We start from the raw sequence: 24,033 nt of genomic DNA, 5'->3' as shown, positions 1-24,033 counted from the left end.
GGTCTGAGCCTGCGCAGTTACCTGTGGGAGCCGGCGATGGGCCGCCGGGCGGCCCCGGTTCATCAAGGGGTTGGCAACGCGAACCCCTCGATCCCCCGCCCCAGCTTCAGGGCCTGGGCATGCAGCACCTGCATCAGGTGCAGCGCCGAGTGCGAAGGTGGCTCGAAGCGCGAATAGACGAAACTGATGTCGAAATGGATTTCGTCGGCCAGGGGTACCACCGTCAAGCCGCTGTCCTGTGCCACAAATTCGTCGATCAAGCTAATGCCCATGCCTTGCTTGACCAAGGCCACAGCTTCGTTGGCATTGGTGAACGACAACAGCGACTCCAACTGCAGCCCGCGCTGGTGGATGTGTTCGGCCAGCAATTTGCCGAACGGCATGTCGGGCCTGAACAGCAGCAGGGCATGGCCTTGCAGTTGCTCCAGCGCCAGTGACGGCTGCCGCGCCAAGGCATGCTCCGGCGGCATCACCACCACCATGCGCCCGCGCATGAACGCGCGTGAATGCAGGTGATCGTGGATCACCGGCAAGGCGGCAATCGACAGGTCGACCTTCTTCGACAGGATCTGGTTCGGCATTTCACCCATCAACGAGGTCTGCCACTCGATGTTCAGCGAGGGTGACTCACGCTTGAGTTGGGCCAGCGCAATCGGGATGACCACGGTCGACAGCGAGGCGCTGCACGAGATGCGCAGGTTACGGTGGCCGCCACTGCCCAGTGACAACGCACATTCATTGACCTCCAGCGCGGCCTGATACACCCGCTCGACTTCGCGGTACAGAATCTGCGCTTCGTGGGTCGGCACCAGGCGGTTGTTGATGCGCTCGAACAAGCGGTACGCCAGCCGCCCCTCGATGTACTGGATCAATTTGCTCACGGCCGGCTGCGACACATAGAGCATCTTCGCCGCCGCGCTGATCGAGCCCGTCAACATCACCGCACGAAACACTTCCATGTGCCGCAGTTTGAATACCAGTGCGCGAGCTTCCGGGCCTTCATGGTCGAGGGGCATAAGCATTACCTTTGGTTATGGTCTTCGCCATCTGGGTATGAGCGCAGACGCCGGGCACGCAGTATCTTGAAGCCTGCCGAGTCGCCTTCGCGGCGCACAATAACAAGATCTGCAGGCAAGCGCAGCGGCGCTTGACGGGAGTGTTGCGTGAACATCTTCGATGAACCCAAGATCGATTGCCATAACCATTTGTTTGACCCTGCGCGCTTTCCCTACCACCCCGACGCGCCTTACGCCCCGTCCGGGCAGGAGGTCGCCACCCTCGAGCAATTCAACCGGGTGATGGACGCCTATGGCGTGCAGCATGCCTTGCTGGTGGGGCCGAACAGCGGCTACCACACCGACAATAGCTGCCTGCTGAGCGCGCTCGCCACTGGGCAGGGGCGTTTCAAGGGGGTGGCAGTGGTTAGCCCTGACATCACCCTGGATGCGCTGGCTACGTTGCAGGCGCAAGGGGTGGTCGGGGTGGCCTTCAACCCGGCGTTGTACGGTGTGGCGAGCCTGGATGCAGCCGACGGGTTGTTCGGCAAGCTCGCCGAGCTCGACCTGTTTGCGCAGATTCAGGTGTGCGAAGACCAGTTGCTGGCGCTGCACGGGCTGCTTGAGCGCACGTCGGCGCGCGTGTTGATCGACCATTGCGGCCGCCCGGAGGTGAGCGCGGGTATTCACCAACCGGGTTTCCAGGCCTTGCTGCGGTTGGCCGCAAGCGGCCGGGCCAGCGTCAAGCTGTCTGGCATGCAGAAGTTCGCATCGGCCGATGCGCTGCAGGCGCAGAGCAGTGCCTACGTTCACGCCCTGCTCGAAGCGTTTGGCCCACAGGCCTGCGTGTGGGGCTCCGATTGGCCGTTCATTCGTCAGCGCTCGCGGGTGGACTACGGGCCGCTGCTGAAACTGGCCGAGCAACTGATGCCGGATGCGCAACTGCGCCGCACCGTCATGTGGGACACGCCGCGACGTCTGTTCGGGTTTGCCTAGCGCACCGCCCTTTGCCATTCCAATAACAAGAGAGCAACCGTCATGAACACTGAACAGAACCTCGGCGTGGGGGCGTTCGACACGCCTGCACGCCTGCAACAACGCACCCGCACCCGCTTCATGATCCTGGCGCTGATCTCCGGCGGCACGATGATCAACTACCTTGACCGCAGCGTGATGGGCATTGCGGCGCCTAGCATCAGTGCCGACCTGGGCCTTAACGCCGCGATGATGGGCGTGATCTTCTCGGCGTTTTCCTGGACCTACGCGGCGGCCCAGATCCCCGGCGGGATCCTCATCGACCGGCTGGGCACCAAGTTCACGTACTGGCTGGCCTTGACGCTGTGGTCGCTGTTCACTGGCCTGCAAGGGTTGGCCCAGGGCTTTTTGTCGCTGTTGGGCATGCGTTTTCTGGTGGGGGTGACCGAAGCGCCGTGCTTCCCCACCAACAGCCGCGTGGTGGCGACCTGGTTCCCACAGAGTGAGCGGGCCAGGGCGACCGGCATCTACACATTTGCCGAATACACGGGGCTTGCGTTTCTCACGCCGCTGCTGTTCTGGGTACTGCACGCGTACGGCTGGCGTTTTCTGCTGATGGCGGTCGGGCTGATGGGCATCCTTTATGGCCTGGTCTGGTGGCGCAAGTACCATGAACCGCACCAGTCCACCACGGCGAACAAGGCCGAACTCGACTACATCGCAGCTGGCGGTGGCGTGGTCGACGGTGGCCAGAAAGCCACGGTATTCCGCTGGTCGCAGATCCCGGCTCTGCTCAAACACCGCAACATGCTGGGCATCTGCCTGGGGCAGTTTGCCTGCAACTCGACCAACGTGTTCTTCCTGACCTGGTTCCCGACCTACCTGGTCACCGAGCGGCACATGCCGTGGCTGAAGGTTGGCTGGGTCGCGGTGCTGCCGTTCATCGCCGCCTCGCTGGGCACCCTGGTCGGTGGCTGGTTGTCCGATGCCTTGCTGCGCCGCGGCTACTCCCTGAACGTGGCGCGCAAGCTGCCAGTGATTGCCGGCCTGCTCACCGCGTCGGTGATCGTGCTGGCTAACTATGTCGAGTCCGACGCGCTGGTAATCGCCATTCTCTGCATCGCCTACTTCGCCCAAGGCATGTCGGCGCTGGCCTGGATGATCGTTTCCGACATCGCGCCAAAGGGCCTGCTGGGCTTGAGCGGTGGCCTGTTCAACCTGTTCGCCAACGCGGCGGGCATCGTCACCCCGTTGACCATCGGCATCATCGTTTCGATGACCGGGTCGTTCGTCTGGGCCTTGGCCTTCGTGTCGTCGATCACCGTCCTCGGTGCCTTGTGTTACCTGTTCATGGTGAGCGACCTGCGTCGTCTGCCAGACATCCCTAACCTCGAAAATGGAGCAAAGCAATGAGCCAATACCTGCAAGGGCAGACTGCAATCGTCACCGGCGGCATGCGTGGCATCGGCCTGGGGATTGCACAGCGGCTGCACGCCGCAGGTGCCCACGTGGTGATCTGGGACTTGGCGGTCGATGGCTGGGACACAGCCGAAAACGGCTTTGAGCCGGTGCTGCGCCAGTCTGTCGATGTTTCATCACTGGCGTCGGTGGAAGCGGCATTTGCCGACGTGCTTGCACACGTCGGGCAGGTCGAGATCCTGGTCAACAACGCCGGTATCAATGGCCCAGTGGTACCCGCCTGGGAATACCCGCCAGCGGCCTGGGACAAGGTCATCGCCATTGACCTGAACGGGGTGTTCTATTGCTGCCGCACCGCCATCCCGCACATGCGCGAACGCGGCTACGGACGTATCGTCAACGTCGCCTCGATGGCGGGCAAGGATGGCGTGCAGTACATCTCGGCGTACTCGGCGGCCAAAGCAGGCGTGATCGCCTTCACCAAGGCCGCAGCCAAGGAGCTGGCGCAGGATGGCGTGCTGCTCAACTGCGTGGCGCCGGCGATGGTAGAAACGCCGCTGATGGCCGAAATGACCCCGGAGCACATCGCAGCGAGCAAGGCCAAGATCCCCATGGGGCGCTTCCTGAAGGTCGAGGAAATCGCCAACATGGTGAGCTGGATCGCCGGGCCAGAGTGCAGTTTCACCACTGGCTTCGTGTTCGACCTCAGTGGCGGGAGGGCGACCTATTGAGGGGCCTGGGCGTCGCTCACCTGACGGCACTGGACCTGGCGCCAGCCGTGCTGGTGCGCGAGGCGAGCCGTGCCGGCTTCAGCGCGGTGGGGCTGCGCCTGCATCCAGTGATGCCGGGTGCGCTGGCCTACCCGGTAACGGCGGGCAGCCTGGCGCTGCGTGAGCTCAAGGCGGTGATGGCGGGTGAGGGCGTACGGGTCGCTGATATCGAGTTCGTGTCATTGACGCCCGAGGTGGTGGTCGCCGATTACGAGCCTTTGCTGGCGGCAGGTGCGGAGCTGGGGGCGGTAAGCCTGACGGTGTCGGGGGATGATGCCGATGTCGCGCGGCTGACCGGGCATTTCGCGGCCTTGTGCGAGCTGGCAGGGGGTTATGGCGTGCGCGTGGACCTTGAATTCATGCGCTGGCGGCCGGTGGCGAACGTGCACCAGGCTTATACCGTGGTCGCAGGGGCGGGGCAGGACAACAGCAGCGTGCTGGTCGATGCCCTGCACTTGTTTCGCGCTGGTGCAGCGGTAGTGGACCTTGCCGGAATCGACCCGCGTTACTTGCGCGCCGTGCAATTGTGCGATGCCCCGCTGCAGGCACCACCCGACAGCGGCATCATCCAGGAAGCGCGCGAGGGCAGGCAGTTGCCTGGCCACGGGCAACTGCCGTTGGTGCAGTTGCTCGCAGCCTTGCCCCGCGACATCAGCCTCAGCGTCGAGGTGCCGTCTGCCCATTTGCACGGGGCAGAGCGGCTCAGGGCAGCTGCGCGTGTCACGCAGGCCTGGCTGAGCGGGGTGCCGGCAGGTCAGGCCTGATCCGGCACCACGGCGATCACATCGATTTCCATCAACCACTCGGCCTGGGCCAGGCCCGCCACCACCAGCCCGGTGGAGATCGGGAACACGCCTTTGAGCCACTTGCCGACTTCCTTGTACACCGGCTCGCGGAAGCGCGGGTCGGTGATGTAGGTGGTGGTCTTGACGATGTGCGACAGGTCCGAGCCGGCCTCTTCAAGCAGTTGCTTGACGTTTTTCATCGCTTGTTCGGCTTGTGCCCGAGGGTCGCCCAGGCCTACCAGGCGCCCTTCGAAGTCAGTGCCCACCTGGCCGCGTACGTAGATGGTGTTGCCGGCGCGCACCGCCTGGCACAGGTCGTTGTCCAGGGTCTGATTAGGGTAGGTGACCTTGGTGTTGAACATGCGGATACGGGTATGGGTTGGCATCAGTGGGCTCCAAGGGTGCTGACGTTGCTGATTGTGGGTTGTTGCTGCTCATCCGCGGCGCGTTGTTCGCTGTCGCGGTAGGCCAGGTAGGTCCGTTGCGTGGCGATGTGCCCGGCGACGTGCTTGGCGTCGTGCCACACGCCCCAGATGAACGACGAGCCGCGGCGTGACAGCCAGGGCAGGCCGAGGAAGTACACACCGGGTTCGCGGGCAACACCGCGTTGGTGTTGTGGCTTGCCGTTGGCGTCGAAGGTGTCGACCTGCAACCAGCTGAAGTCCACGCCGTAGCCGGTGGCCCAGATGATGGTGCTGACGCCGGCCTGGGCCAGGTCGAGTGTGTGCAGCGGGTTGCTCAGGCACTCAGGGTCGGGCAGTTGCTTGCGCGCCTCCGGCTCTTCAGGCAGGTCCAGGCCGTTGCGTTCGATGTAGGCGTCGGCGGCGTCGAGCAGGGCCAGGTAGTTTTCGTCGCCACGGCGGATGTTGTCTGCCAGGTTGTCCTGGAAGGTGGCAATGCCATCGGCGAACGATTGGGTCAGGCCGACCAGGGTCATGCCTTGGTGGGCAAGGGCGCGGAAGTCCACGGTGTGGCCGCCGCGTGCGCCGCTGACAGCAATGGTCACGTGCTCGCGGCCAGGCTTGGCGATTTCTGCGTCCCACTCGCCCAGCACACCCAGCCACCAGCAGAAGTCGCGGTTGCGGTAGGCCCGCGGCGGCCGGTCATGGGCACCGACCGACAGGTACACCTGGCGCCCCGCGCGCATCAGTTCTTCGGCAATCTGCACGCCCGAAGAACCGGCGCCCACCACCAGCACGGCACCGGCGGGCAGCTGCTCGGGGTTGTAGTAGGCGGCGGAGTGGATCTGGTGCAGGCGCTCGTCCTTTGGCGCGATGGCCGGGATCACCGGGCGCTGGAACGGGCCAGTGGCAGCAACCACGCGATTGGCGCGGATCACGCCCTCGTTGGTTTCGATGGTGAAGCCTGGGCGATCGCTGTTGCGCACCACCTTCTTCACCTCGATGCCGGTGCGCACCGGCAGGTTGTACTTGCGCACGTACTGTTCGAAGTAGTCGGCAACCTGGTCCTTGCCGGCGAAGGCATCGGCGTCGAGGTTGAATTCCAGGCCAGGGAAGCGGTCGTGCCAGACCGGGCCGTTGGCGACCAGCGAGTCCCAGCGGCCCGTACGCCAGGCTTCGGCGATGCGCTTGCGCTCCAGCACCAGGTGCGGCACGCCGAGCTTGTTCAGGTGTTCGCTCATGGCCACGCCGGCTTGGCCGGCGCCGACGACGAGGGTGTCGATTTCGAGGTTGTTCAAAGTCATGTCCGAGCCCTTTATCAGGCGGTTTTTGTCAGGTCGGTTGGAGGACCGCCGTTGCCTGGGGCCAGACTAGGGACGCTGCGCAAATGGCGAAAATAGTATTTAGCTAGGGCTTGCCGATAAAACGGCGAAGGCCTTGATTCACAGGGCTTGCCGCGGTGCTTGAGGGGGATTTTTGATGCCGTTCGGGGTGGTGCGGGCGGCCTTAGTTTTTTCCTCTTCAAGCCCTCGGAAAAAGGTGGTTTCGCGCCCTGGAGGGTTCCACCCAGAATGCCCTGCATCGACAGAACAACAGGAACCATCACATGACTTTCTCCATCATCGGTCGTTGCCAGGAAACCGGCCAAGTCGGTATCGCCATCAGCTCGTCGAGCATCGCGGTCGGGGCGCGTTGCCCCTGGGTGCGCGCAGGTGTGGGGGCGGTCGCAACGCAGAACATCACCTTGCCGGCATTGGGGCCGCAGTTGCTCGATGTGCTGGAGCAGGGCCAGTTGCCGCCGGCAGCTGCACTAGACAGGGTGCTGAACGCCAATGGCTGGAGCGAATACCGCCAGGTCACCGTGATCGACAGCCAGGGCCAGGTCGCGTTGTTCACCGGCAAGCAGGCGCTTGGGGTGCACAATGCCGTGGCCGGCGAGCAGTGCGCTGCTGCGGGTAACTTGCTGGCGTCCAAGCAGGTGATCGAGGCCATGGTGCACGCGTTTGAACAGGCCGGCGGGCACCTGGCCGATCGCCTGTTGGCGGCCATGCAGGCGGCGATGGCGGCCGGGGGTGAGGCAGGGCCGGTGCATTCCGCAGCGCTGAAGATTGCCGGCGAGCTGACCTGGCCGCTGGTGGACCTGCGCGTCGACTGGGCCGATGAAGACCCGATTGGCCAGCTCGATGGCCTGTGGCAAGCCTATCGCCCGCAGATGCAAGACTACGTGACCCGCGCCCTCGACCCGACCGCCGCGCCAAGCTACGGAGTGCCGGGCAATGAATGAGCGCACCAGCCGCGCGTTGCTTGCCCGGCTGATCGGTTTTGCCACGGTCAGCCGCGATTCGAACCTGGCGCTGATCGGTTTCATCCGTGACTACCTGGCGGACCTCGGCGTGGAATGCGAGTTGTTCCATAACGCCGAGGGCACCAAGGCCAACCTGTTTGCCACCCTCGGCCCGCAGGACGTTGGCGGTGTAGTGCTTTCGGGGCACACCGATGTGGTGCCGGTTGACGGCCAGGCCTGGACGGTCGAGCCGTTTGCCTTGAGTGAGCGGGAGGGGCGCCTGTATGGGCGGGGTACTGCGGACATGAAGGGCTTCATCGCCTCTGTCCTGGCAGCGGTCCCCGCGTTTCTCGCGCAGCCTTTGCGTATTCCGCTGCACCTGGCGTTCTCCTATGACGAAGAAGTGGGTTGCCTGGGGGTACGCTCGATGCTTGCGGCGCTTGCGCAGCGCCCACACAAGCCGCGGTTGTGCCTGATCGGCGAGCCGACCGAGCTCAAGCCAGTGCTGGGGCACAAGGGTAAGCTGGCAATGCGTTGCCAGGTGCACGGTGCTGCCTGCCACTCGGCTTATGCGCCTTATGGGGTGAACGCCATCGAGTACGCCGCGCGATTGATCGGCAAGCTGGGCGAGATCGGTGATGGTTTGGCGCAGCCTGAGCACCATGACACGCGTTTCGATCCGCCGTTTTCCACGGTACAGACCGGCGTGATCAAAGGTGGCAGGGCGTTGAACATCGTGCCCGAGGAATGCGAATTCGACTTCGAGGTGCGGGCATTGCCGGGGTTCGACGCTCAGGGGGTGGCTGACCAGTTGCAGGGCTACGCCGAGGCTGAGTTGCTGCCGCGCATGCGCGCCGTCAATCAGGGCGCCGATATTCGCCTTGAGGCGCTGAGTGCTTACCCGGGGCTGGCCACGCCGGCTGACAGCGAAGCAGCACGTTTGGTCGCCTTGCTCAGTGGTTCAGCGGCGTTCGGCACGGTCGCGTTTGGTACTGAAGGCGGCTTGTTCGACCAGGCCGGGATCCCGACGGTGGTCTGCGGGCCCGGGAGCATGGAGCAGGGGCACAAACCGGACGAGTTTGTCAGTGTCGAGCAGTTGCAGGGGTGCGATGAGATGCTGCTGCGGCTGGTGGATTACCTGCGCGAAGGTTGAGTCTTTTTTACCGGTTATGCATTCCTGGTAGGAGCAGCCTTGTGCTGCGAAGAGGCCCGTGACAGCAGAGAAAATTCACTGTGCTGTCACGGGCCTCTTCGCAGCACAAGGCTGCTCACAGGATGCGGGCAATGCCGTAATGAATCAGAACGTCGCCTTGACCTGGAGGCCCACTACCAGCGCATTGTCGATATGCTTGCCGGAGAACGCACCCGGCTCGATGATGTACTGCACATCCGGGCGCAGGTTCAGCCATGGCGTGGCCTGGTAGCCGTAGCTCAGTTCAATCAACTGCTCGGCGCTGTCGATGTTCGGGAACTGTTGCCCTGCGTTGAACGCAGCGTCTTCCAGCACATCGCGGCTGCGCGGGTTCGGCACGGCACGGCCATAGCCCAGCGACAGGGTATCGCGCGGGCGGCCTTCGAACGGCTTGTACAGCACAACGCCGGTGCCATACCACTTGGTGAACGGCGAAGCGGCCTCGCTCGATGCCGAGTATTGGCCAAAGGCGTGCAGGCTGCGGCCTGGCGAGCTTGGATCACTCCACACGGCCTGGTCGACCAGCAGGTAATGGCCGCCGCGGCCGGACACTTCCTTGTCGCTGCCGATGCGTTTCACATCAGAGCTGTCGTAGTAGTAGCCCAGCTTGTACTCACCTGGCAGTTCGCCTTGCAGTTTGTACACCAGCTCAACCGGTACCACGGTACCTGTGGTGTGCTTGGGCCCCAGGTGCCAGGCACGGCTGGAATTGCCGTTGCTCTCGGGGTCGACGTTGAAGGCCGCGACACGCAGCTGCCAGGACGGCGACAGGTCGTATTTCACCCGCACGCCCAGGTGGGCGTTGGGGTAGTTGGTCCAGCCGCTGCCGCCCGACATGTTCAGTGGGTGGCCACAGAAGCCGGCGTTCATGAAGTTGCACAGGATGCCACTGTCCAAGCCGCCGAGGTCGTTGCCCATGGCCATGTAGCCGAGCTTGACGTTCAAGGCCGGGGTGAACAGGGTGCGCTCGTAGCTCAGTTCAGTCAGGCGGGTGTACAGGCCACCGTAGTTTTCCTGGATCGGCAAGCGGTTGCCCACCAGGTCTTCCGAGGCGCTGTTGCCGCGACGGTCGTTGATGGTCAACTGCACCTTGCCGCCGTTTTCCAGGCCGTACAGTTTCGACAGGTCGAACTGCACGCCCAGCTTGAGGTTCTGCGAGTAGCGGGCCGAACGGTGCAGGCCACCGTGGGCGTTGTAGGCGGTTTCACCGCTGTAGTCGCCGGTGAACTTGACGCCGTCTTCTTCCAGCTGATGGCGCAGGCCGCCCCAGTCACCGGTCAGGGTGTTGCGGGTCATCAGGTCGCCGTCGGCGAGGGCGGTGGTGCTGGCCAGGGCGAGCAGGAGGGGAGAAGTGATGCGAATTGCGGATGGCATTGCGGGGTCTCGGGTAGTGTTCTAGGGCCTCTTCGCGGGTGAACCCGCTCCTACAGGGCCTGCACCCTTTGCAAGTGCAGTGATCATCCTGTGGGAGCGGGTTCACCCGCGAAGCAGGCGACGCAGTCTTACGGCAGGGCGTAAGAAATCACATAGTCGCCACGGTCAGTCGACTGACGCGCGCCACCGGCGGTGATAACCACATACTGTTTGCCGGTTTTCGGCGAAACGTAGGTCATCGGGCCGCCCTGGCTGCCAACCGGCAGACGGGCCTTCCAGATTTCATTACCGTTGCTGCTGTCGTAGGCGCGCAAGTAGAAGTCCTGGGTGCCGGCGATGAACACCAGGCCACCTTGGGTGGACAGTGTGCCGCCCAGGGTTGGCAGGCCGACCTTGATCGGCAGGTGCATGCGGATACCCAGCGGGCCGGTGTCCTCGACGGTGCCGACCGGGACCTGCCAGGCGATTTGGCGGGTCTTCATGTCAACCGCGGTCAGGGTGCCGAACGGCGGAGCCTGGCAAGGGATACCGGCAACCGACAGGAAGCGGTTCTTGTTCACTGCATACGGCGTGCCCTTGAGCGGTACGGCGCCCATGCCAGTGTTCAAGGCTTCGCCACCGGAGGCCGCGTTGCCTTTGTTCTGCGAAGGGATCATCTGGATCCATAGGCCCAGACGCATGTCGTTGACGAAGATGAAGCCATGCACCGGGTCGGTGGAAATGCTGCCCCAGTTCATGCCGCCCAGCGAGCCTGGGAAACTCAGCGACAGGTCGGTGCCCGGCGCGGTGTACAGGCCGTCGTAGCGCATTTTCTTGAAGTCGATGCGGCACAGCAGCTGGTCATACGGGGTGGCGCCCCACATGTCCGACTCGGTCAGGGTCTGCGCGCCGATCTGTGGCATGCCCACCGATCTTGGTTGGGTCGGGGAGTACGGCTCGTTCGGGATGTTGCCCGGTTTGACCGGAACTTCGTCGACCTGGGTCAGCGGCTTGCCGGTTGCACGGTCAAGCACGTAAATCTGCCCGGCCTTGGTGCCGATCACCACCGCAGGCACGGTCTTGCCGTCATCCTTGGTGAAGTCGATCAGGCTTGGCTGCATTGGCAGGTCGAAGTCCCAGAGGTCGTTGTGAACGGTCTGGTACACCCACTTCTGGTTGCCGGTGGTGGCGTCCAGTGCCAGGACCGAAGCACCGTAGGTGTGGTCCAGCTTGTTGCGCTCTACGCCATAGATGTCGGTGGACGACGAACCCATCGGCAGGAACACGGTGTTCATTGCCGGGTCGTACGACATCGGGGCCCAGCTGTTCGGGGTGCTGCGCACGTAGGTGCTGCCGTCGGCCGGGGCGTTGCGGTCTTCCGGGTTGCCTGGGTCGAAGGCCCAGCGCATGGCGCCGGTGATGACGTCGAAGCCACGGATGACGCCACCTGGCATGTCGGTCTGAACGTTATCGGCAACGCGACCGCCAACCACCACGGTGGTACCGGCCATCAGTGGCGCGGACGACAGTTGGTAGAAGGAGTCCGGCACATCGCCCAGGCCAGCCATGAGGTTGACCTGGCCGTTGTTGCCGAAGCCTTGGCAGAACTCACCGGTGTCGGCGTCGACGGCGATCAGGCGGCCGTCGATGGTGTTGGTCAGCAGGCGGCGCTGGCAGTTGGCACCGGCCGGGACAGTGGCCATGGCGATAGGCGAACTGTTCGGCTGGGTTGGCTGGGCCAACGGCGCGGTGGCGTCGAAGTAGGCCATGCCGCGGCAACGCTGCCAGACCTTGGACTGGGCGTTGATCTCATTTTTCCACAGCTCTTTGCCGGTGTCGGCATCGAGGGCGATCAGGTTGTTGTGCGGGGTGCAGATGAACACCTTGTTGCCAACCTGCAGTGGGGTGAGTTGGTCCTCGGCACCGTTGCCGTCGCTGATGGCGACGTCACCGGTGTGGTAGGTCCAGGCCACCTTGAGCTTGTTGACGTTGTCGCGGTTGATCTGGTCCAGCGCGGCGAAGCGGCTGCCACCTTCGGTGTTGCCGTAGTGGGCCCAGTCTTTCTGCTCTTTGCCGGCTTCGACCGGGGTCATGCCAGGGCCTTTGCCGGTCGGAGCGACGCTTGGGTGAGCAACGAACATGTTGCCTGCGGCAATGACCAGTGCCACCGCCATCACACCTGCGAGGCCGTACGCGCCACGGCCAGCGGTGCCGCCGTTGGCACGTACCAGCAGGGGGTAGACCAGCGCCACGACCATGCCGATTGCGCCGAACATGAACACGCGCGAGAACAGCGGCCAGAACACCAGGCCGGTGTCGATCACGGCCCAGATTGCGGTACCGATCAGGAACAGGGCATACAGCCAGGCACCGGCGACCTTGCGGCGTGCGATGAGGATACCGGCGATGGCCATGGCCAGGCCGCCGATCAGGAAGTACCAGGAGCCGCCGAGGCCGGCCAGCTTGATACCGCCGGCGGCCAGGAGCAGGCCGAGCAGGGCGACGATAACGCCTAGGCCGACCAGAATGAGGTTTGTGGCGCCAGAGGCGCGCGGTGTTTCTTTCATGCCAGGGATCTCAGCAGGTGGAATGGGCGCAGTTTAAGCCCTTAGCAAGCTAATTAACAAGTTAGTACAAAGTTTTGTGAGGCTGATTGTCGCAGGGTTGAACTTGCCAAGGTGTTGGCAAAAGTCTAGATCAGGCAGCGAAAAATGCAGTAAACAAAGCGTTCATGACAGATATGGAATCAGTACTCATACTTTGGTCGAGTCGTCGAAAAGCAATGTGTGCAGGGGCCACGCTGCGCCAGCAGGCCCCGATTGGACGGTTCGACACCTATTCCGGCCAAGGGCTAGCGCTGCTGTAGAACACGGCCAGCCATACTGTCGCGATACCCGGCGCGGTCCATTCCACGCGGTGGCGATAATGCGCTGGTATATCGACGCAGTCGCCGGGCTGAAGGAGCCGCGTATGGTTTTCATGCTCGAAGCGTAGGCCCGCGGCACCGCTGAGCAGCACGATCCACTCACCTTCGGCCTGGTCGTACCAGTACCCGGGCGGGCTGGATTGGCCGCTGGAAACAATGCGCTCGATGCGCACACCGGGGCGGCTGAGCAGTTCGTCGACGCGCTCGGCAGCGGTCGGGTCGCAGGGAGGCAAGGTATTCAGCATGTTGAAGGGGGCCATCTGAAATCTCGTTCAAAGGGAGGTGCTTCCACTATGGACGTGATTGCGGGGGCGTGCGCTTCTTGACCATCCCTGCGGTTTGTAGGACTGTTCCGAGCTTTAAAAGACGGAAGACACATGGACAAGCTGCTGGCCATGAAGATGTTCGCGGCGACGGTCGATGCCCAGGGGTTTTCCGCGGCCGCGCGCAAGCTTGGCGTGGCGACCTCGTCGGTGACCCGCCTGGTCGATGCATTGGAGGCCGAGCTGGGGGCCACCTTGTTGAACCGCTCGACGCGCCAGGTCAGCCTGACCGAGGCGGGTGCCCGTTACTACGCGCGGGCCCGGGGCATTTTCGAAGCGCTGGATGAAGCCGATGCCAGTGTCGCTGACCGGGGCGAGGAGCCGGTCGGTGTGCTGCGGCTGTGCCTGCCGGTGGAATTCGGCCGGCGGGTGATTGCGCCGCACCTGGGGCCCTTTCTGGCCAAGCACCCGGCGCTTGAACTGGACATCGATCTGAGCGACCGCCTGGACGACTTGCTCGATGGCCGTTACGACCTGTCTATCCGGCTGGGCGACCCTGCGCCCAATGACGAACTGGTGTGCCGCCCACTGGGCCGGTTCGAGCGTTGGCTGGTGGCCAGCCCGGGCTACCTGGCCGGTCGCGCAGCACTGGAGCACCCGCAGCAATTGCTGGAGCACGCCTGCTTGCGTTTTCGCTATGGGCAGAAGGCGCGCCCCTGGTGCATGACGCGGGGCCAGGAGGTGCTGGAACTGGACGTGAGCGGGCCGTTGCGCAGCGCCAATGCCGACCTGTTGCGCGAAACCGCGTTGGCTGGCAGCGGCATTGCCCTGCTGGCCGACTGGCTGGTGCGTGAGGACGTGGCCGATGGCACGCTGCAGCGCGTGTTCGGCGACTGGCAGGTCAGCCCCGGTACTGCCAACGACAGGATCAACGCGCTGTACTTGCCCAACCATCGCGGGTCGCGCCGCGTGAACGCCTTCATCACCTTTTGCGAAGGCCTGTTGGCGCACTGAGCCGTCAGCGTTGCGCAGGGTGCAAAGCCCTGTTGCGCGCCCGCCGGATTCTCGGCCGCGGCACGTCTGGGTAAGGTGTGTGGCATATTCCGTCCCTTGTCGAGGAACATCGCATGAACCCCTCCCTAGCCGCAGAGCAGCCATCGGCCACTGGCCTGAGCCGGGCCTTGGTGACCCTGTTGGCGTTCTGCTGCGGCGCCATCGTTGCCAATATCTACTATGCCCAGCCCATCGTTGGGCTGATCGCCCCCGACCTGGGCCTGTCCACTGAACGGGCGAGCCTGATCGTTTCCCTGACCCAACTGGGCTATGCCTTAGGCCTGCTGTTACTGGTTCCGCTGGCCGACCTGCTGGAAAACCGCCGCCTGATGATCGCTACCGCGGTGCTGGCCTGCGTCAGCCTGCTGTTGGCTGGTACCAGTAGCAGTGGCCAAGGGCAGCTGTTTCTGGGCTATGCACTGTTGATCGGGTTCAGTTCGGTCGCGGTGCAGATGCTGATCCCCCTGGCAGCGCACCTGGCCCCTGAGCAACAGCGTGGCCGTGTGGTCGGCAACATCATGGGTGGTCTGCTGTTGGGCATTCTGCTGGCGCGGCCGGTGTCGAGCCTGGTGGCCGATCACTTCGGCTGGCGCACCGTGTTCATCGGCGCGGCGGGCGTGATGCTGGCGATCATCCTGTTGTTGGCGTTGACCCTGCCACGCCGGGTGCCGGAGCACAAAGCCAGCTATGCCGGGCTGATGCTGTCGCTGGTGGCGTTGCTGCGCCGTTACCCGGTGCTGCGTCAACGGTCGCTGTACCAGGCGTTGATGTTCGCTGCGTTCAGCCTGTACTGGACGGCTGTACCTCTCGCGTTGGCGGGGGCGCATGGCCTGTCGCAGAGCCAGATCGCGCTGTTCGCCCTGGTAGGGGCGGTAGGGGCCGTGGCCGCGCCCATCGCCGGCCGCCTGGCCGATGCCGGGCATGCCCGTGCAGGTTCCCTGGCGGCGTTGGTACTGGCGCCTGTGGCGCTACTGGTCGGGCTGACGGCACCGGGCTTCAGTGTGATCGGCCTTGGGCTGACCGGTGTGTTGCTGGACTTCGCGGTGCAGATGAACATGGTGATTGGCCAGCGCGAAGTCTATACGCTGGACCCGGCAAGCCGCGGGCGCCTGAACGCGGTGTACATGACCAGTATCTTCCTGGGCGGGGCGCTGGGTTCGTCGGTGGCCAGTGCCGTGTTTGCCCAGTATGGTTGGCAGGGGGTTGCGCTGGTGGGTGCCGGGCTGCCGGGTTTGGCGCTGTTGGTGTTCCTCCTGCAAGGGCGCCGCGGCTGAGCTGAATCAGCGCCCCAGTGGCAACGCGACGCCGATCACTGCGAACAAGCTGCCACAGCAGCGGTTGAACCCTTTGCCACCCTTGGCCAGCCAGGGCCGGATGCGAAACGCCAAACGCGCGAGCCAGTATTCGACCAGGAATTCCACGCTGGCAAAGGTCGCCGCCATCACCACGAACTGCATCAACAGCCCACGCTGAGGGTCGAGGAACTGCGGCAGAAACGCACCGTAGAACAGCAACACCTTGGGGTTGGCCATGGCCGACAGCAGGCCCTGACGAAACAGGCCCGCATTGCCCAGGCTGCGGGCCCGCTGCGTCACTTCAAGGTGCAGCGCCGGGCTGCGCCACAGCTGGATACCCAGCCAGACCAGGTAAGCGCCGCCCACCCATTTGAGTATGCCAAGCACTGCTGCAGAGGTTTGCAGCAGGGCACTGAGGCCGAACATTGCCAGGGCGATCAAGGCACTGAAGCCAACTACCCCGCCAACGATGGTGAACAGCGTACGGCGTGCGCCATACAGCGCGCCGTGGGTCAACGCGAGCAAGCTGTTGGGGCCTGGAGTCAGCGACAGGCCGATGCTGGCCAGCAGGTAGATAAGCCAGGTGTCGAGTGCCATGGGGGAGTGCCTGATAGGGTTGGAGAGCGCCAGTCTAGGGCACAACGCGTTTTTTCGAAGGTATGATCTAGACATTCGATGGTCTGATCTGGACGTGCTCTCATGCCCCCTGATATCCGCCTGCTGATCCTGCCCCTGCCGGCGTTTGCCCTGCTGCCGTTCGGTGCATTTCTCGACAAGCTGCGTTTCAGCGCCGATGACGAAGACTACAGCCAGCAGCGCTATTGCAGCTGGACCCTGGCAGGCTTGACCCTCGACCCGGTGCCCGCGAGCAGTAGTGCGGTGGTGCAGGTGGAAGCCATTGCCGAACAGCTCGACATGGCCCACTACGACTACCTGGTGCTGTTCGGCGGCCGCAACGCCATGGCCACCGCTGAACTGGCTCCGCGCTACAAGGCTTTGCTGAAGCGGGCTGCCAAGGCGGGTGTGAAGCTGGTGGCCGTCGACAACGCCGCCTTCCTCTTGGCCGCTTGCGGCCTGTTGGACGGGCATGACGTAGTGGTCCATTGGCGGCATGAAGCCGAGTTTCGAGCGACGTTCCCTCATCTGAAGGTACTGCGCGACCAGCTCTATCACATTCAAGGTGGGCGCATTACCTGCGCGGGAGGGACCGCGGCAATCGACCTGGCGGTAGAACTGCTGTCGCGTGCCTGTGGCCGGGCTCGGGCGCTGAAGGGCTTGGCCGACATGTTAGTGGACGAGACGCGCGACAGCCGCCATGCCTTGCGTTCGTTGGAGCCGGGTGGAGGGCACGGCCGAGCGGTGCAGCGTGCCCTGGCGTTGATGCGGCATCACCTGGGTTCACCGTTGTCGGTCGAGCAACTGGCGGCAGAGCTGTGCATCAGCCGGCGTCAGCTTGATCGTCAATTCCAGGCCAGCCACGGGATGAGCGCCAAGGCCTGGTGGTTGGAAATGCGCTTGCAGCAAGCGCGCTGGCGGTTGCTCAATTCCAGCCACGGCCTGGCGCAGATTGCCGATGAAGTGGGGTTGGGGGATGCCAGCCACCTGGGTAAATGCGTGCGGCGGCGCTTTGGTTGTACGGCACTGCAACTGCGCGAGGGTGCCGCTGTTGCCTGAGCGGCCGCATCGCCCGCCCAGGCTGTTCTGGCTTTTACTGCGGTGTGCCAAACATCCCCGTCCAGTAGATCCCCGCATCACTCTTCGGGTCGACGGCATAGGCCGCCCCTAGCTCGCGAAAATCCGGGTTCATCAGGGTCGCGCAATGCCCAGGGCTGGCCAGCCAGCCGTCGACCACCTTATGCGCGGTGTCGCGGCCTGCAGCGATGTTCTCGCCGATCTGCTGATACAAGTAACCGGCCAGCTCGGCCCGATCGCCAGGGGTGCGGCCGTCGCGGTCGATATGGTCGAAAAAGTTCTGGTTGGCCATGGCCCGCGTATGGGTGGCGGCAACGCCGGCCAATACGGGGCTCCAGCTCAGCGCGGGCGCGGCGGCAAACGGCTGGCCGCCGCATTGGCGTGGCACCTTGCGCGCAGCGTTGATTTCTTGCAGCACTTTCTGCCCTTCAGCCTGCCAATCCCCCAGGCGGCTGCTGAGCAGGGGGCGAGCAAGGACGATGCGCCAGTCGCGGCCTTCCTGGCTGACACCGATGTCGACGAACTGCGGGTCGAGCACCACCTGGCAGAAGCTCTCCTCGATGGCATGCATGGCCGCGCGCGCATCGCGCGGGCCCGAGAGGCTGATGGCCTGCACGTTCACCATCGGGTAGGCCGCGCGGGACATGGCCTGTTGCAAATCGCGCGTGCCCTCGGGCGACAGCGCCAGACGGGTGTCGCTGTTGAGTGGCGGCAGCTCCAGCGACGCCTCGCCACCACAGGGCTGGGCCTTACTGCGGTAGACGTTGATCGATTCGATCAGTTGCGCCTCCTCGCCGGTGACGGCCAAGGCCCCGGTCGAGATGACCAGGCCCAGCGACAAGGCGGCAACAGATGACAGGACGCGCATGTGAATCTCCCTATGACTGGCAGCGTCGTGGTAAGCGCTGCTCATCCTACACAAGCACAGGGTTTTTGGCCCAGTCCCGTGCAAAGCAATACAAACGACGGCAATCGTTGCAGGCGGCATAAGAGGAAGTAGACCACTGGACGCGCAAAAAGTGCGATCACTTGGTAATTATTCGTAACTTCAGCTGGAAACAATTCGCAATCGCGATTAATTTATGCCCTCCACCCACGTTGCCAGGAAGGCGTCCATCCGATACCCAGGAGCCTTTCATGGCACGACCCCGTCATTATCAATCGACCTTTCTCGCTGTCTGCTGTTCCGTTGCGGTTACTGCACAGGCGGCTGATGGCGTGATCCAGCTGGATGCCACTGCTATCGACGCCGAGTCTGCCAAGGTCAAGGGCGAACTCCCGCAAGCCTTTGCCGGTGGGCAGGTCGCGCGGGGCGGGCAGATGGGCGTGCTGGGCAATCAGGACATGATGGACGTGCCGTTCACCATGACCAGCTACACCGCGCAATTGATCGAGGACCAGCAGGCCGAGGATATCGGCGATGTGCTGCTCAACGACCCGTCCGTGCGCCAGTCGTTTGGCTTCGGCAACCAGTCGCAGGTGTTCGTCATCCGCGGGTTGCCACTCAGCGGTGATGATGTGGCGTTCAATGGCCTGTATGGCGTGTTGCCCAGGCAGATGATATCAACCGATGCGGTAGAGCGGGTCGAGGTATTCAAGGGGCCCAACGCCTTCCTTAACGGCGCCAGCCCGACCGGAACCGGCCTGGGTGGTAACGTCAATTTGCAGCCCAAGCGTGCCGGCGATGTACCCACGCGTCGTTACACCCAAGACATCAGCAGCGACGGCCGCGTTGGCGAACACCTGGACATCGGCCAGCGTTTCGGTGAGGACAACCGCTTTGGCGTGCGCCTGAACCTGTCGCAACGTGAAGGCGAAACCGCAGTCGACGACCAGGATCAACGCAGCAAGCTGTTCATTGCCGGCCTTGACTACCGGGGCGACAACTTCCGCCTGTCTACCGACTTCGGTTATCAGAAACAGCGCGTCAACCACCTGCGTAACTCGGTACGCCTGGGGGCCGGCCTCACCGATATCCCGCGGGCGCCGGATGCCGACCACAACTATGGCCAAGACTGGGCCTGGACTGAAACCGAAGACACGTTCGGCATGGCCCGGGGCGACTACGACTTCAACGACAATTGGAGCGGCTACCTGGCCGGTGGCGTCAAGCACACCCATGAGAACGGCTTCTACGGCACGCCGATCCTGACCAACGCCGCCACGGGCGACGCCACCATCGCCGGTTCGAAAATCCCCCACAATGAAGACAACACCACCTTCATGGGGGGCATCAACGGCCGCGTGCAGACCGGCCCTGTCAGCCATCAACTGAACATTGGTGCGGCCAGCATCTGGACCCAGCAAGAAAATGCGTTCGTCTTCTACAACGCGCAGGCCACCAACCTCTATCACACTGACCCGTTGCCCAAGCCCACCACCCCAACCTTTACCGGTGGCAAGTTGGATGACCCTGGGGTGACCGGCAAGACGCGCAACCGCAGCATTGCCGTGTCCGATACGCTGGGCCTGTTCGACGATAGCCTGCTGGTCACGGTGGGGGTGAGGCGCCAGCAATTGCGGGTCGAAGGGTATGCCTATGACGGCGAGGGCGCAGACCTTGGGCGCAACGCGTTCTACGATGAGTCGGTGACCACGCCTGTGTACGGCATCGTCTACAAGCTCAACCCGTCGATCTCGCTGTATGCCAACCGCATCGAGGGCCTGGCGCAGGGCGCTACGGCGTCGGGGCAGGTCATCAACGCCGGGGAAGTGTTCCCACCCGCCAAGACCAAGCAGGTCGAAGCAGGGGTCAAGCTCGACTACCAGACCTTCGGTGCCAACCTGGCGCTGTTCCGTATCGAGCGGCCCACTGATGGCTTTGTTCAGGGCAATGTATTCGTCCAGGACGGCGAGCAGGTAAACAAGGGCGTTGAGCTGAGCGTGTTCGGCGAGCCGCTGCAGGGGCTGCGCCTGATGGCCGGTGGCACCCGCATGGACACAGAATTGAAAAACACCCAGAACGGTACCAATGATGGCAACCATGCGGTCGGTGTACCGACCTTCCAGCTCAACGCCAGCGTCGACTGGGACGTGCCTGGCCTGCAAGGCGTAGCGCTTAATGCCCGCATGCTGCGCACCGGTGGCCAGTACGCCAACCCGGCCAACACGCTCACCTTGCCAACCTGGAACCGCTTCGATGTAGGCGCACGTTACCGGTTCAAGGTGCAGCAGAAAGAGGTCACCTTGCGGGTGAACGTGGAGAACCTCACCGACAAGAACTATTGGGCCTCGGCTAACGGCGGCTACCTGACCCAAGGCGACCCGCGCCTGGTCAAGTTCTCCGGCTCGATAGACTTCTGACGCTCACTGTAGGAGCAGCCTTGTGCTGCGAAGAGGCCGGTGAAAGCACAGTGAATCTTCGCTGCTTTCACCGGCCTCTTCGCAGCACAAGGCTGCTCCTATGTATGGACTCGCCCACACTGTCTAGCTGCTTTTGAACTTAGGAACCCGGTTGCATCTATGTACGCGGCGTGCAGCCAAAGGCGCGGGCCGCTTCGATCTTGTCTTCCGGCACCTGGCGGATGCCCAGGTTGGTCAGGCGCACCAGCGGCGGCAGGGCAAACACGATGGTCACCAGCACGCCCGGCACGTTGCCGATGCCGAACAGCATCACCACCGGCACCAGGTAGACGAACGCCGGCAGCGTCTGCATCGCATCGAGCACGGGGCGGATAATGCTTTCCAGGCGGTTGCTGCGGGCGCAGACAATGCCCAGCGGGATGCCGATCACCGCGCAGAAAAACACCGAAGTGAGCACCAGCGCCAAGGTGGTCATCGACTCCGACCACACGCCGATCAGCCCCAGCAGGGTCAGGGTGACGAAGCACAGCAGCGCCATGCGCTTGCCCGCCAGCTGCCAGCCGAGCAAGGACGACAGCAGGATGCCCTTCTTCATGGTCTCGCCCTCGCTGCCGTTGGCTTCTTTGAACGCCACCGTGGCACTGTGATGCCTCGGCGGGGGCGAGTCCATCGATTACACCCAAACACCCACACACCCAAACACCCAAACACCCACACACCCAAACACCCACACACGTCAGCGGGCCAGCGCCTGGTTAGGCTTGTAGAACAGAAAATGCGTGGTCTCGGCGGTCTTGCGGTAGGCCTTGGCCCAATCCGGGTGCACATTGCGGTCGTGGAAGTACAGCGCACCGTCGGTAGGGTCCTTGAGCTGCTGGTTGAGCGCCTTGCGCGCGATTTCTTTGGCGATGTCGTAACGCTGCGCTTCCTCGACCTGGTCCGAGCGCCCGTCACACCACCAGGAAAACTGGCAGGCCTTGGTTTCCACGCCTTGTTTGACGACGCCACAAATGGTGTCCGGGAAGCCATCATGCCCCAGGCGGTTGAGCACGACACTGGCCACCGCCGTCATGTCCTTTTCGTTGGCCCCCTTGGCTTCCCAATAGATGGTGCGGGCCAGGCAGGTAATGCTGTCGTCCAGCGGCGATTGGCCTGCCGGGTCGACTGCTTTCACTTCGCCTGGGGTGATGGTTTCGGCCTTTTTCGGCGGCGGGGCGTCCTCGACCACTTTTTCTTCAAGGACTTCGGCCTTGTCCTCGGCGACCGCGGCCTTGGCCGTGTCTGCAGCGTGCAATGGGCCTGCAAGCAGGGCCGAGGTCAAGCCGATTACCATCCACGAGAGGCGCATGGCCGAGCTTCCGATCGCTGAGTTGATTCAGAGTCTAGCCAAGCGTAAGCATTAGCACCAAAGGAAGGGTTGCGGCGGCTACCACGGTCTGCAGAGCGATGATGGTGGCCATCAGCGGTGCGTTGCCGCCCATCTGCCGGGCCATCACATAGGACGAGGACGCCGTAGGCAAGGCCTGGAACAGCACGGCCACGACTGCCGCCTGCCCACCCAGGCCTAGCACACGGCACAGGCCCCAGGTAGTCAGTGGCATGACCAGGAACTTGAACGCCGAGGCGGCCATCAACGGGCGCACCTGGCGGCCGACGCTGGCACCGCCCAAGGCTGCGCCCACGCACAGCAGGCCCAAGGGCAGGGCGGCCTGGCCAAGCGCCTTGACCGTCGGTTCAAGCCCTGCCGGCAAGCCCAGCCCTGTGACCCGCAGCAGCAGGCCACCCGCGCAGCCAACGATCAGCGGGTTGGCGAAGATCGCCCGCAGTACCGTGGCCGGTGAGCTGTGGCGTGCGCTGAAACGGGCGAACACCAGTACGCACAGCAGGTTGACCAAGGGCACGATGGCGGCGTTGGCAACGGCCGCCAAGGCAATGCCAGCACTGCCATAGATGCCCGCCGCCAGGGTTGCGCCGATGTAGTTGTTGAAGCGAATGCCACCCTGGAACACCGAGGTGAAATCGGCACCGTCATGGTTCACCGCGCCTTGATACAGCACCAGCAGCAAGGCGCCGAGCAGGGTCGACAGCATCAGCACTGCGACCATGCCCAGTATCGGTACCCCGTCGAGGTTGGCGGTGGCCAGGCCATGCAGGAACAGCGACGGCAGCAGCACGTAATAGCTCAGGCGTTCGGCACCGGGCCAGAAGGTTTCCGCCAGAAAGCCGCGCACACGCAGAAAGGTGCCCAGGGCGATCAGCAGGATGATGGGTAGCAGTGTGGTCAGCAGCAGGTGGAGCATGGTCGGCGTTCCGTCGTCGGGTACCGCTACAGACTACGGGGGCGCTTTGGTTTGTAAAAACGTTGTTTTCTTCAGTGACCGTTGAGAATAACTGCACGGTTGCTGCGATTTAGGCGTCCAGGGCCGTCTTTAGCACCGCACTCAAGTGGCGCCGCTGGCTTTTCTCATGCTCCAGCAGCACCACCCGGCGCGTCAGTTGCGGCTCGCCAAACGGCAGGCAGGTCGCCGGCGGCAAGCGCTGCAGGTCCGCGTCGGCCATGGGGATGATGGCCACGCCCAGGCCCATCACCGCCATGCTGGCCAGGGCTTCCTGGCTGTCCAGCTCCATTTGTTCGCTGACTTGCAGGTGCTGGCGGCGCAGCTCTTGTTCGATTTGCCGTCCGGCCCAGGCGCGTTTGTCGAAGCGCAGAAACGGTTGGCTGGCCAGCAGCTCGGGCACGCTCTGGCCAGCCAGGTCGGGGCTGGCAATGGCCCAGAAGCGGTCAGCGAACAGGGGCGTGAAGACCAGGCTCTGCGGGTAAGGGCTGACCGGCTCGGTGGTGATCGCTGCATCGAGTTCGCCGTCTTCGACGCGCCGGGCCAATTCCGCCGACATGCCCGACGCGACACTGATGTGCAACTGCGGGTGGTGGGTCTTGATCCACAGCAGGGCTTTGGGCAAGCGCCGGGCCAGCACCGTGTGGATCGCCCCCAGGCGCAAGCGGCCACGCAGGCTCGGGCCACTGGCCAAGGCATCGGCCAGCTCGTCATAGGCGCCGAGGATGCTCTCGGCGCGCGCGACCGCCAACTGCCCGGCTTCGGTCAGCACGACTTGCCGTCGGCTGCGATCGAACAGGGTGACCTGCAGTTCGTCTTCGAGGGTCTTGATGTGCAGGCTCACGGCCGAAGGGGTGAGGCTGAGCAGGTCGGCGGCACGGGCGAAGGTGCCGTGGCGGGCGATGGTCACCAGGGTGCGCAGGGCTTTGAGGGACACGCGAAGGGGCTCCAGGGCTGAGCGGGCAGGCGTGCATTGTCAGTGCGGGGCCGG

Annotated in this window: 21 protein-coding genes and 1 pseudogene; 10 read left to right on the top strand and 12 right to left on the bottom strand. The window is 63.8% G+C overall.

The genetic code is table 11. From position 1 onward, the window contains the following. Window positions 1-62: 62 nt before the first annotated feature. The gene (locus tag ACMCNM_RS17840; RefSeq protein WP_412765066.1) at window positions 63-1,016 is read right to left on the bottom strand and encodes a LysR family transcriptional regulator; all 954 of its coding nucleotides are present in this window, start codon (window positions 1,014-1,016) and stop codon (window positions 63-65) included. Window positions 1,017-1,163: 147 nt separating this feature from the next. On the opposite strand from ACMCNM_RS17840, the gene ACMCNM_RS17835 reads away from it, so the two are divergent. The 4 genes from ACMCNM_RS17835 to ACMCNM_RS17820 are packed head-to-tail and all read left to right on the top strand — an operon-like array spanning window position 1,164 to window position 4,923. After that, window positions 1,164-1,991, top strand: coding sequence for an amidohydrolase family protein (locus ACMCNM_RS17835; protein ID WP_412765065.1), 828 nt, complete (start codon window positions 1,164-1,166; stop codon window positions 1,989-1,991). A 42-nt stretch (window positions 1,992-2,033) separates the two neighbouring features. Beyond that, window positions 2,034-3,383 carry an MFS transporter gene (locus ACMCNM_RS17830; protein WP_085274278.1) on the top strand — a complete coding sequence of 450 codons (1,350 nt, stop codon included), beginning with the start codon at window positions 2,034-2,036 and terminating at the stop codon, window positions 3,381-3,383. Further along, entirely contained in the window at window positions 3,380-4,120 is a 741-nt protein-coding gene (locus ACMCNM_RS17825; RefSeq protein ID WP_027593583.1) for an SDR family NAD(P)-dependent oxidoreductase, read from the top strand. Before ACMCNM_RS17830 ends, ACMCNM_RS17825 begins: the two co-directional genes overlap by 4 nt. Further along, on the top strand, window positions 4,117-4,923 hold the full coding sequence (locus ACMCNM_RS17820) for a sugar phosphate isomerase/epimerase family protein (RefSeq protein WP_265970150.1): 807 nt from the start codon (window positions 4,117-4,119) through the stop codon (window positions 4,921-4,923). Before ACMCNM_RS17825 ends, ACMCNM_RS17820 begins: the two co-directional genes overlap by 4 nt. Here ACMCNM_RS17820 and ACMCNM_RS17815 read toward each other — a convergent pair. Continuing rightward, on the bottom strand, window positions 4,914-5,330 hold the full coding sequence (locus ACMCNM_RS17815) for a RidA family protein (RefSeq protein WP_027593581.1): 417 nt from the start codon (window positions 5,328-5,330) through the stop codon (window positions 4,914-4,916). The two genes, ACMCNM_RS17820 and ACMCNM_RS17815, sit on opposite strands and share 10 nt — an antisense overlap. After that, on the bottom strand, window positions 5,330-6,649 hold the full coding sequence (locus ACMCNM_RS17810; RefSeq protein ID WP_099454405.1) for a flavin-containing monooxygenase: 1,320 nt from the start codon (window positions 6,647-6,649) through the stop codon (window positions 5,330-5,332). Before ACMCNM_RS17810 ends, ACMCNM_RS17815 begins: the two co-directional genes overlap by 1 nt. A 302-nt stretch (window positions 6,650-6,951) precedes the next feature. On the opposite strand from ACMCNM_RS17810, the gene ACMCNM_RS17805 reads away from it, so the two are divergent. Then, window positions 6,952-7,629, top strand: a complete 678-nt coding sequence (locus ACMCNM_RS17805) for a DUF1028 domain-containing protein (RefSeq protein ID WP_099429103.1) — start codon at window positions 6,952-6,954, stop codon at window positions 7,627-7,629. Further along, window positions 7,622-8,782: an acetylornithine deacetylase gene (argE, locus tag ACMCNM_RS17800; RefSeq protein ID WP_027593578.1), complete on the top strand. Its 1,161-nt coding sequence runs from the start codon at window positions 7,622-7,624 to the stop codon at window positions 8,780-8,782. Before ACMCNM_RS17805 ends, argE begins: the two co-directional genes overlap by 8 nt. A gap of 144 nt (window positions 8,783-8,926) precedes the next feature. Here argE and ACMCNM_RS17795 read toward each other — a convergent pair whose 3' ends face one another. The 3 genes from ACMCNM_RS17795 to ACMCNM_RS17785 all read right to left on the bottom strand — a co-directional run bounded on the left by ACMCNM_RS17795 (window position 8,927) and on the right by ACMCNM_RS17785 (window position 13,360). Next, window positions 8,927-10,195, bottom strand: coding sequence for a carbohydrate porin (locus ACMCNM_RS17795; RefSeq protein ID WP_412765064.1), 1,269 nt, complete (start codon window positions 10,193-10,195; stop codon window positions 8,927-8,929). Window positions 10,196-10,323: 128 nt separating this feature from the next. Continuing rightward, on the bottom strand, window positions 10,324-12,741 hold the full coding sequence (locus ACMCNM_RS17790) for a glucose/quinate/shikimate family membrane-bound PQQ-dependent dehydrogenase (protein WP_412765063.1): 2,418 nt from the start codon (window positions 12,739-12,741) through the stop codon (window positions 10,324-10,326). Window positions 12,742-13,009: 268 nt separating this feature from the next. After that, window positions 13,010-13,360, bottom strand: coding sequence for a cupin domain-containing protein (locus tag ACMCNM_RS17785; protein ID WP_027593575.1), 351 nt, complete (start codon window positions 13,358-13,360; stop codon window positions 13,010-13,012). Between the two features lie 117 nt (window positions 13,361-13,477). On the opposite strand from ACMCNM_RS17785, the gene ACMCNM_RS17780 reads away from it, so the two are divergent. Both ACMCNM_RS17780 and ACMCNM_RS17775 read left to right on the top strand, forming a co-directional pair. Continuing rightward, the gene (locus tag ACMCNM_RS17780; protein ID WP_027593574.1) at window positions 13,478-14,377 is read left to right on the top strand and encodes a LysR family transcriptional regulator; all 900 of its coding nucleotides are present in this window, start codon (window positions 13,478-13,480) and stop codon (window positions 14,375-14,377) included. 113 nt (window positions 14,378-14,490) lie between these two features. Next, window positions 14,491-15,690, top strand: a complete 1,200-nt coding sequence (locus ACMCNM_RS17775) for an MFS transporter (protein ID WP_412765062.1) — start codon at window positions 14,491-14,493, stop codon at window positions 15,688-15,690. 6 nt (window positions 15,691-15,696) lie between these two features. Here ACMCNM_RS17775 and ACMCNM_RS17770 read toward each other — a convergent pair whose 3' ends face one another. After that, window positions 15,697-16,308 carry a LysE family translocator gene (locus ACMCNM_RS17770; RefSeq protein WP_085274275.1) on the bottom strand — a complete coding sequence of 204 codons (612 nt, stop codon included), beginning with the start codon at window positions 16,306-16,308 and terminating at the stop codon, window positions 15,697-15,699. Between the two features lie 102 nt (window positions 16,309-16,410). Between ACMCNM_RS17770 and ACMCNM_RS17765 the strand changes: the two genes are divergently transcribed. Further along, on the top strand, window positions 16,411-17,385 hold the full coding sequence (locus ACMCNM_RS17765; protein ID WP_412765061.1) for a GlxA family transcriptional regulator: 975 nt from the start codon (window positions 16,411-16,413) through the stop codon (window positions 17,383-17,385). 34 nt (window positions 17,386-17,419) lie between these two features. On the opposite strand, the gene ACMCNM_RS17760 is transcribed toward ACMCNM_RS17765, so the two are convergent. After that, the gene (locus ACMCNM_RS17760) at window positions 17,420-18,271 is read right to left on the bottom strand and encodes a CAP domain-containing protein (RefSeq protein ID WP_412765060.1); all 852 of its coding nucleotides are present in this window, start codon (window positions 18,269-18,271) and stop codon (window positions 17,420-17,422) included. 269 nt (window positions 18,272-18,540) lie between these two features. On the opposite strand from ACMCNM_RS17760, the gene ACMCNM_RS17755 reads away from it, so the two are divergent. Then, on the top strand, window positions 18,541-20,706 hold the full coding sequence (locus tag ACMCNM_RS17755; protein ID WP_238213284.1) for a TonB-dependent receptor: 2,166 nt from the start codon (window positions 18,541-18,543) through the stop codon (window positions 20,704-20,706). A gap of 163 nt (window positions 20,707-20,869) precedes the next feature. Here ACMCNM_RS17755 and ACMCNM_RS17750 read toward each other — a convergent pair. From ACMCNM_RS17750 to ACMCNM_RS17735, 4 genes and pseudogenes are all read right to left on the bottom strand, one after another. Further along, window positions 20,870-21,289 (bottom strand): annotated as a pseudogene (locus ACMCNM_RS17750) (ABC transporter permease); the annotation flags it as partial. Window positions 21,290-21,442: 153 nt separating this feature from the next. Continuing rightward, on the bottom strand, window positions 21,443-22,054 hold the full coding sequence (locus tag ACMCNM_RS17745) for a cell wall hydrolase (protein WP_099429114.1): 612 nt from the start codon (window positions 22,052-22,054) through the stop codon (window positions 21,443-21,445). A 34-nt stretch (window positions 22,055-22,088) separates the two neighbouring features. Continuing rightward, a complete protein-coding gene (locus ACMCNM_RS17740) occupies window positions 22,089-23,006 on the bottom strand; it encodes an AEC family transporter (RefSeq protein WP_085274272.1) in 918 nt (305 codons plus the stop codon). 109 nt (window positions 23,007-23,115) lie between these two features. Continuing rightward, entirely contained in the window at window positions 23,116-23,979 is an 864-nt protein-coding gene (locus tag ACMCNM_RS17735) for a LysR family transcriptional regulator (RefSeq protein ID WP_085274271.1), read from the bottom strand. Between the last annotated feature and the right edge of the window lie 54 nt (window positions 23,980-24,033).

The organism is Pseudomonas sp. NGC7 (assembly GCF_047159675.1).
GTDB classification, from domain to species: Bacteria; Pseudomonadota; Gammaproteobacteria; order Pseudomonadales; family Pseudomonadaceae; genus Aquipseudomonas; species Aquipseudomonas kermanshahensis.
Note: the sequence above shows the minus strand (reverse complement) of the source record. Positions and strands in the feature narration are given on the sequence as shown.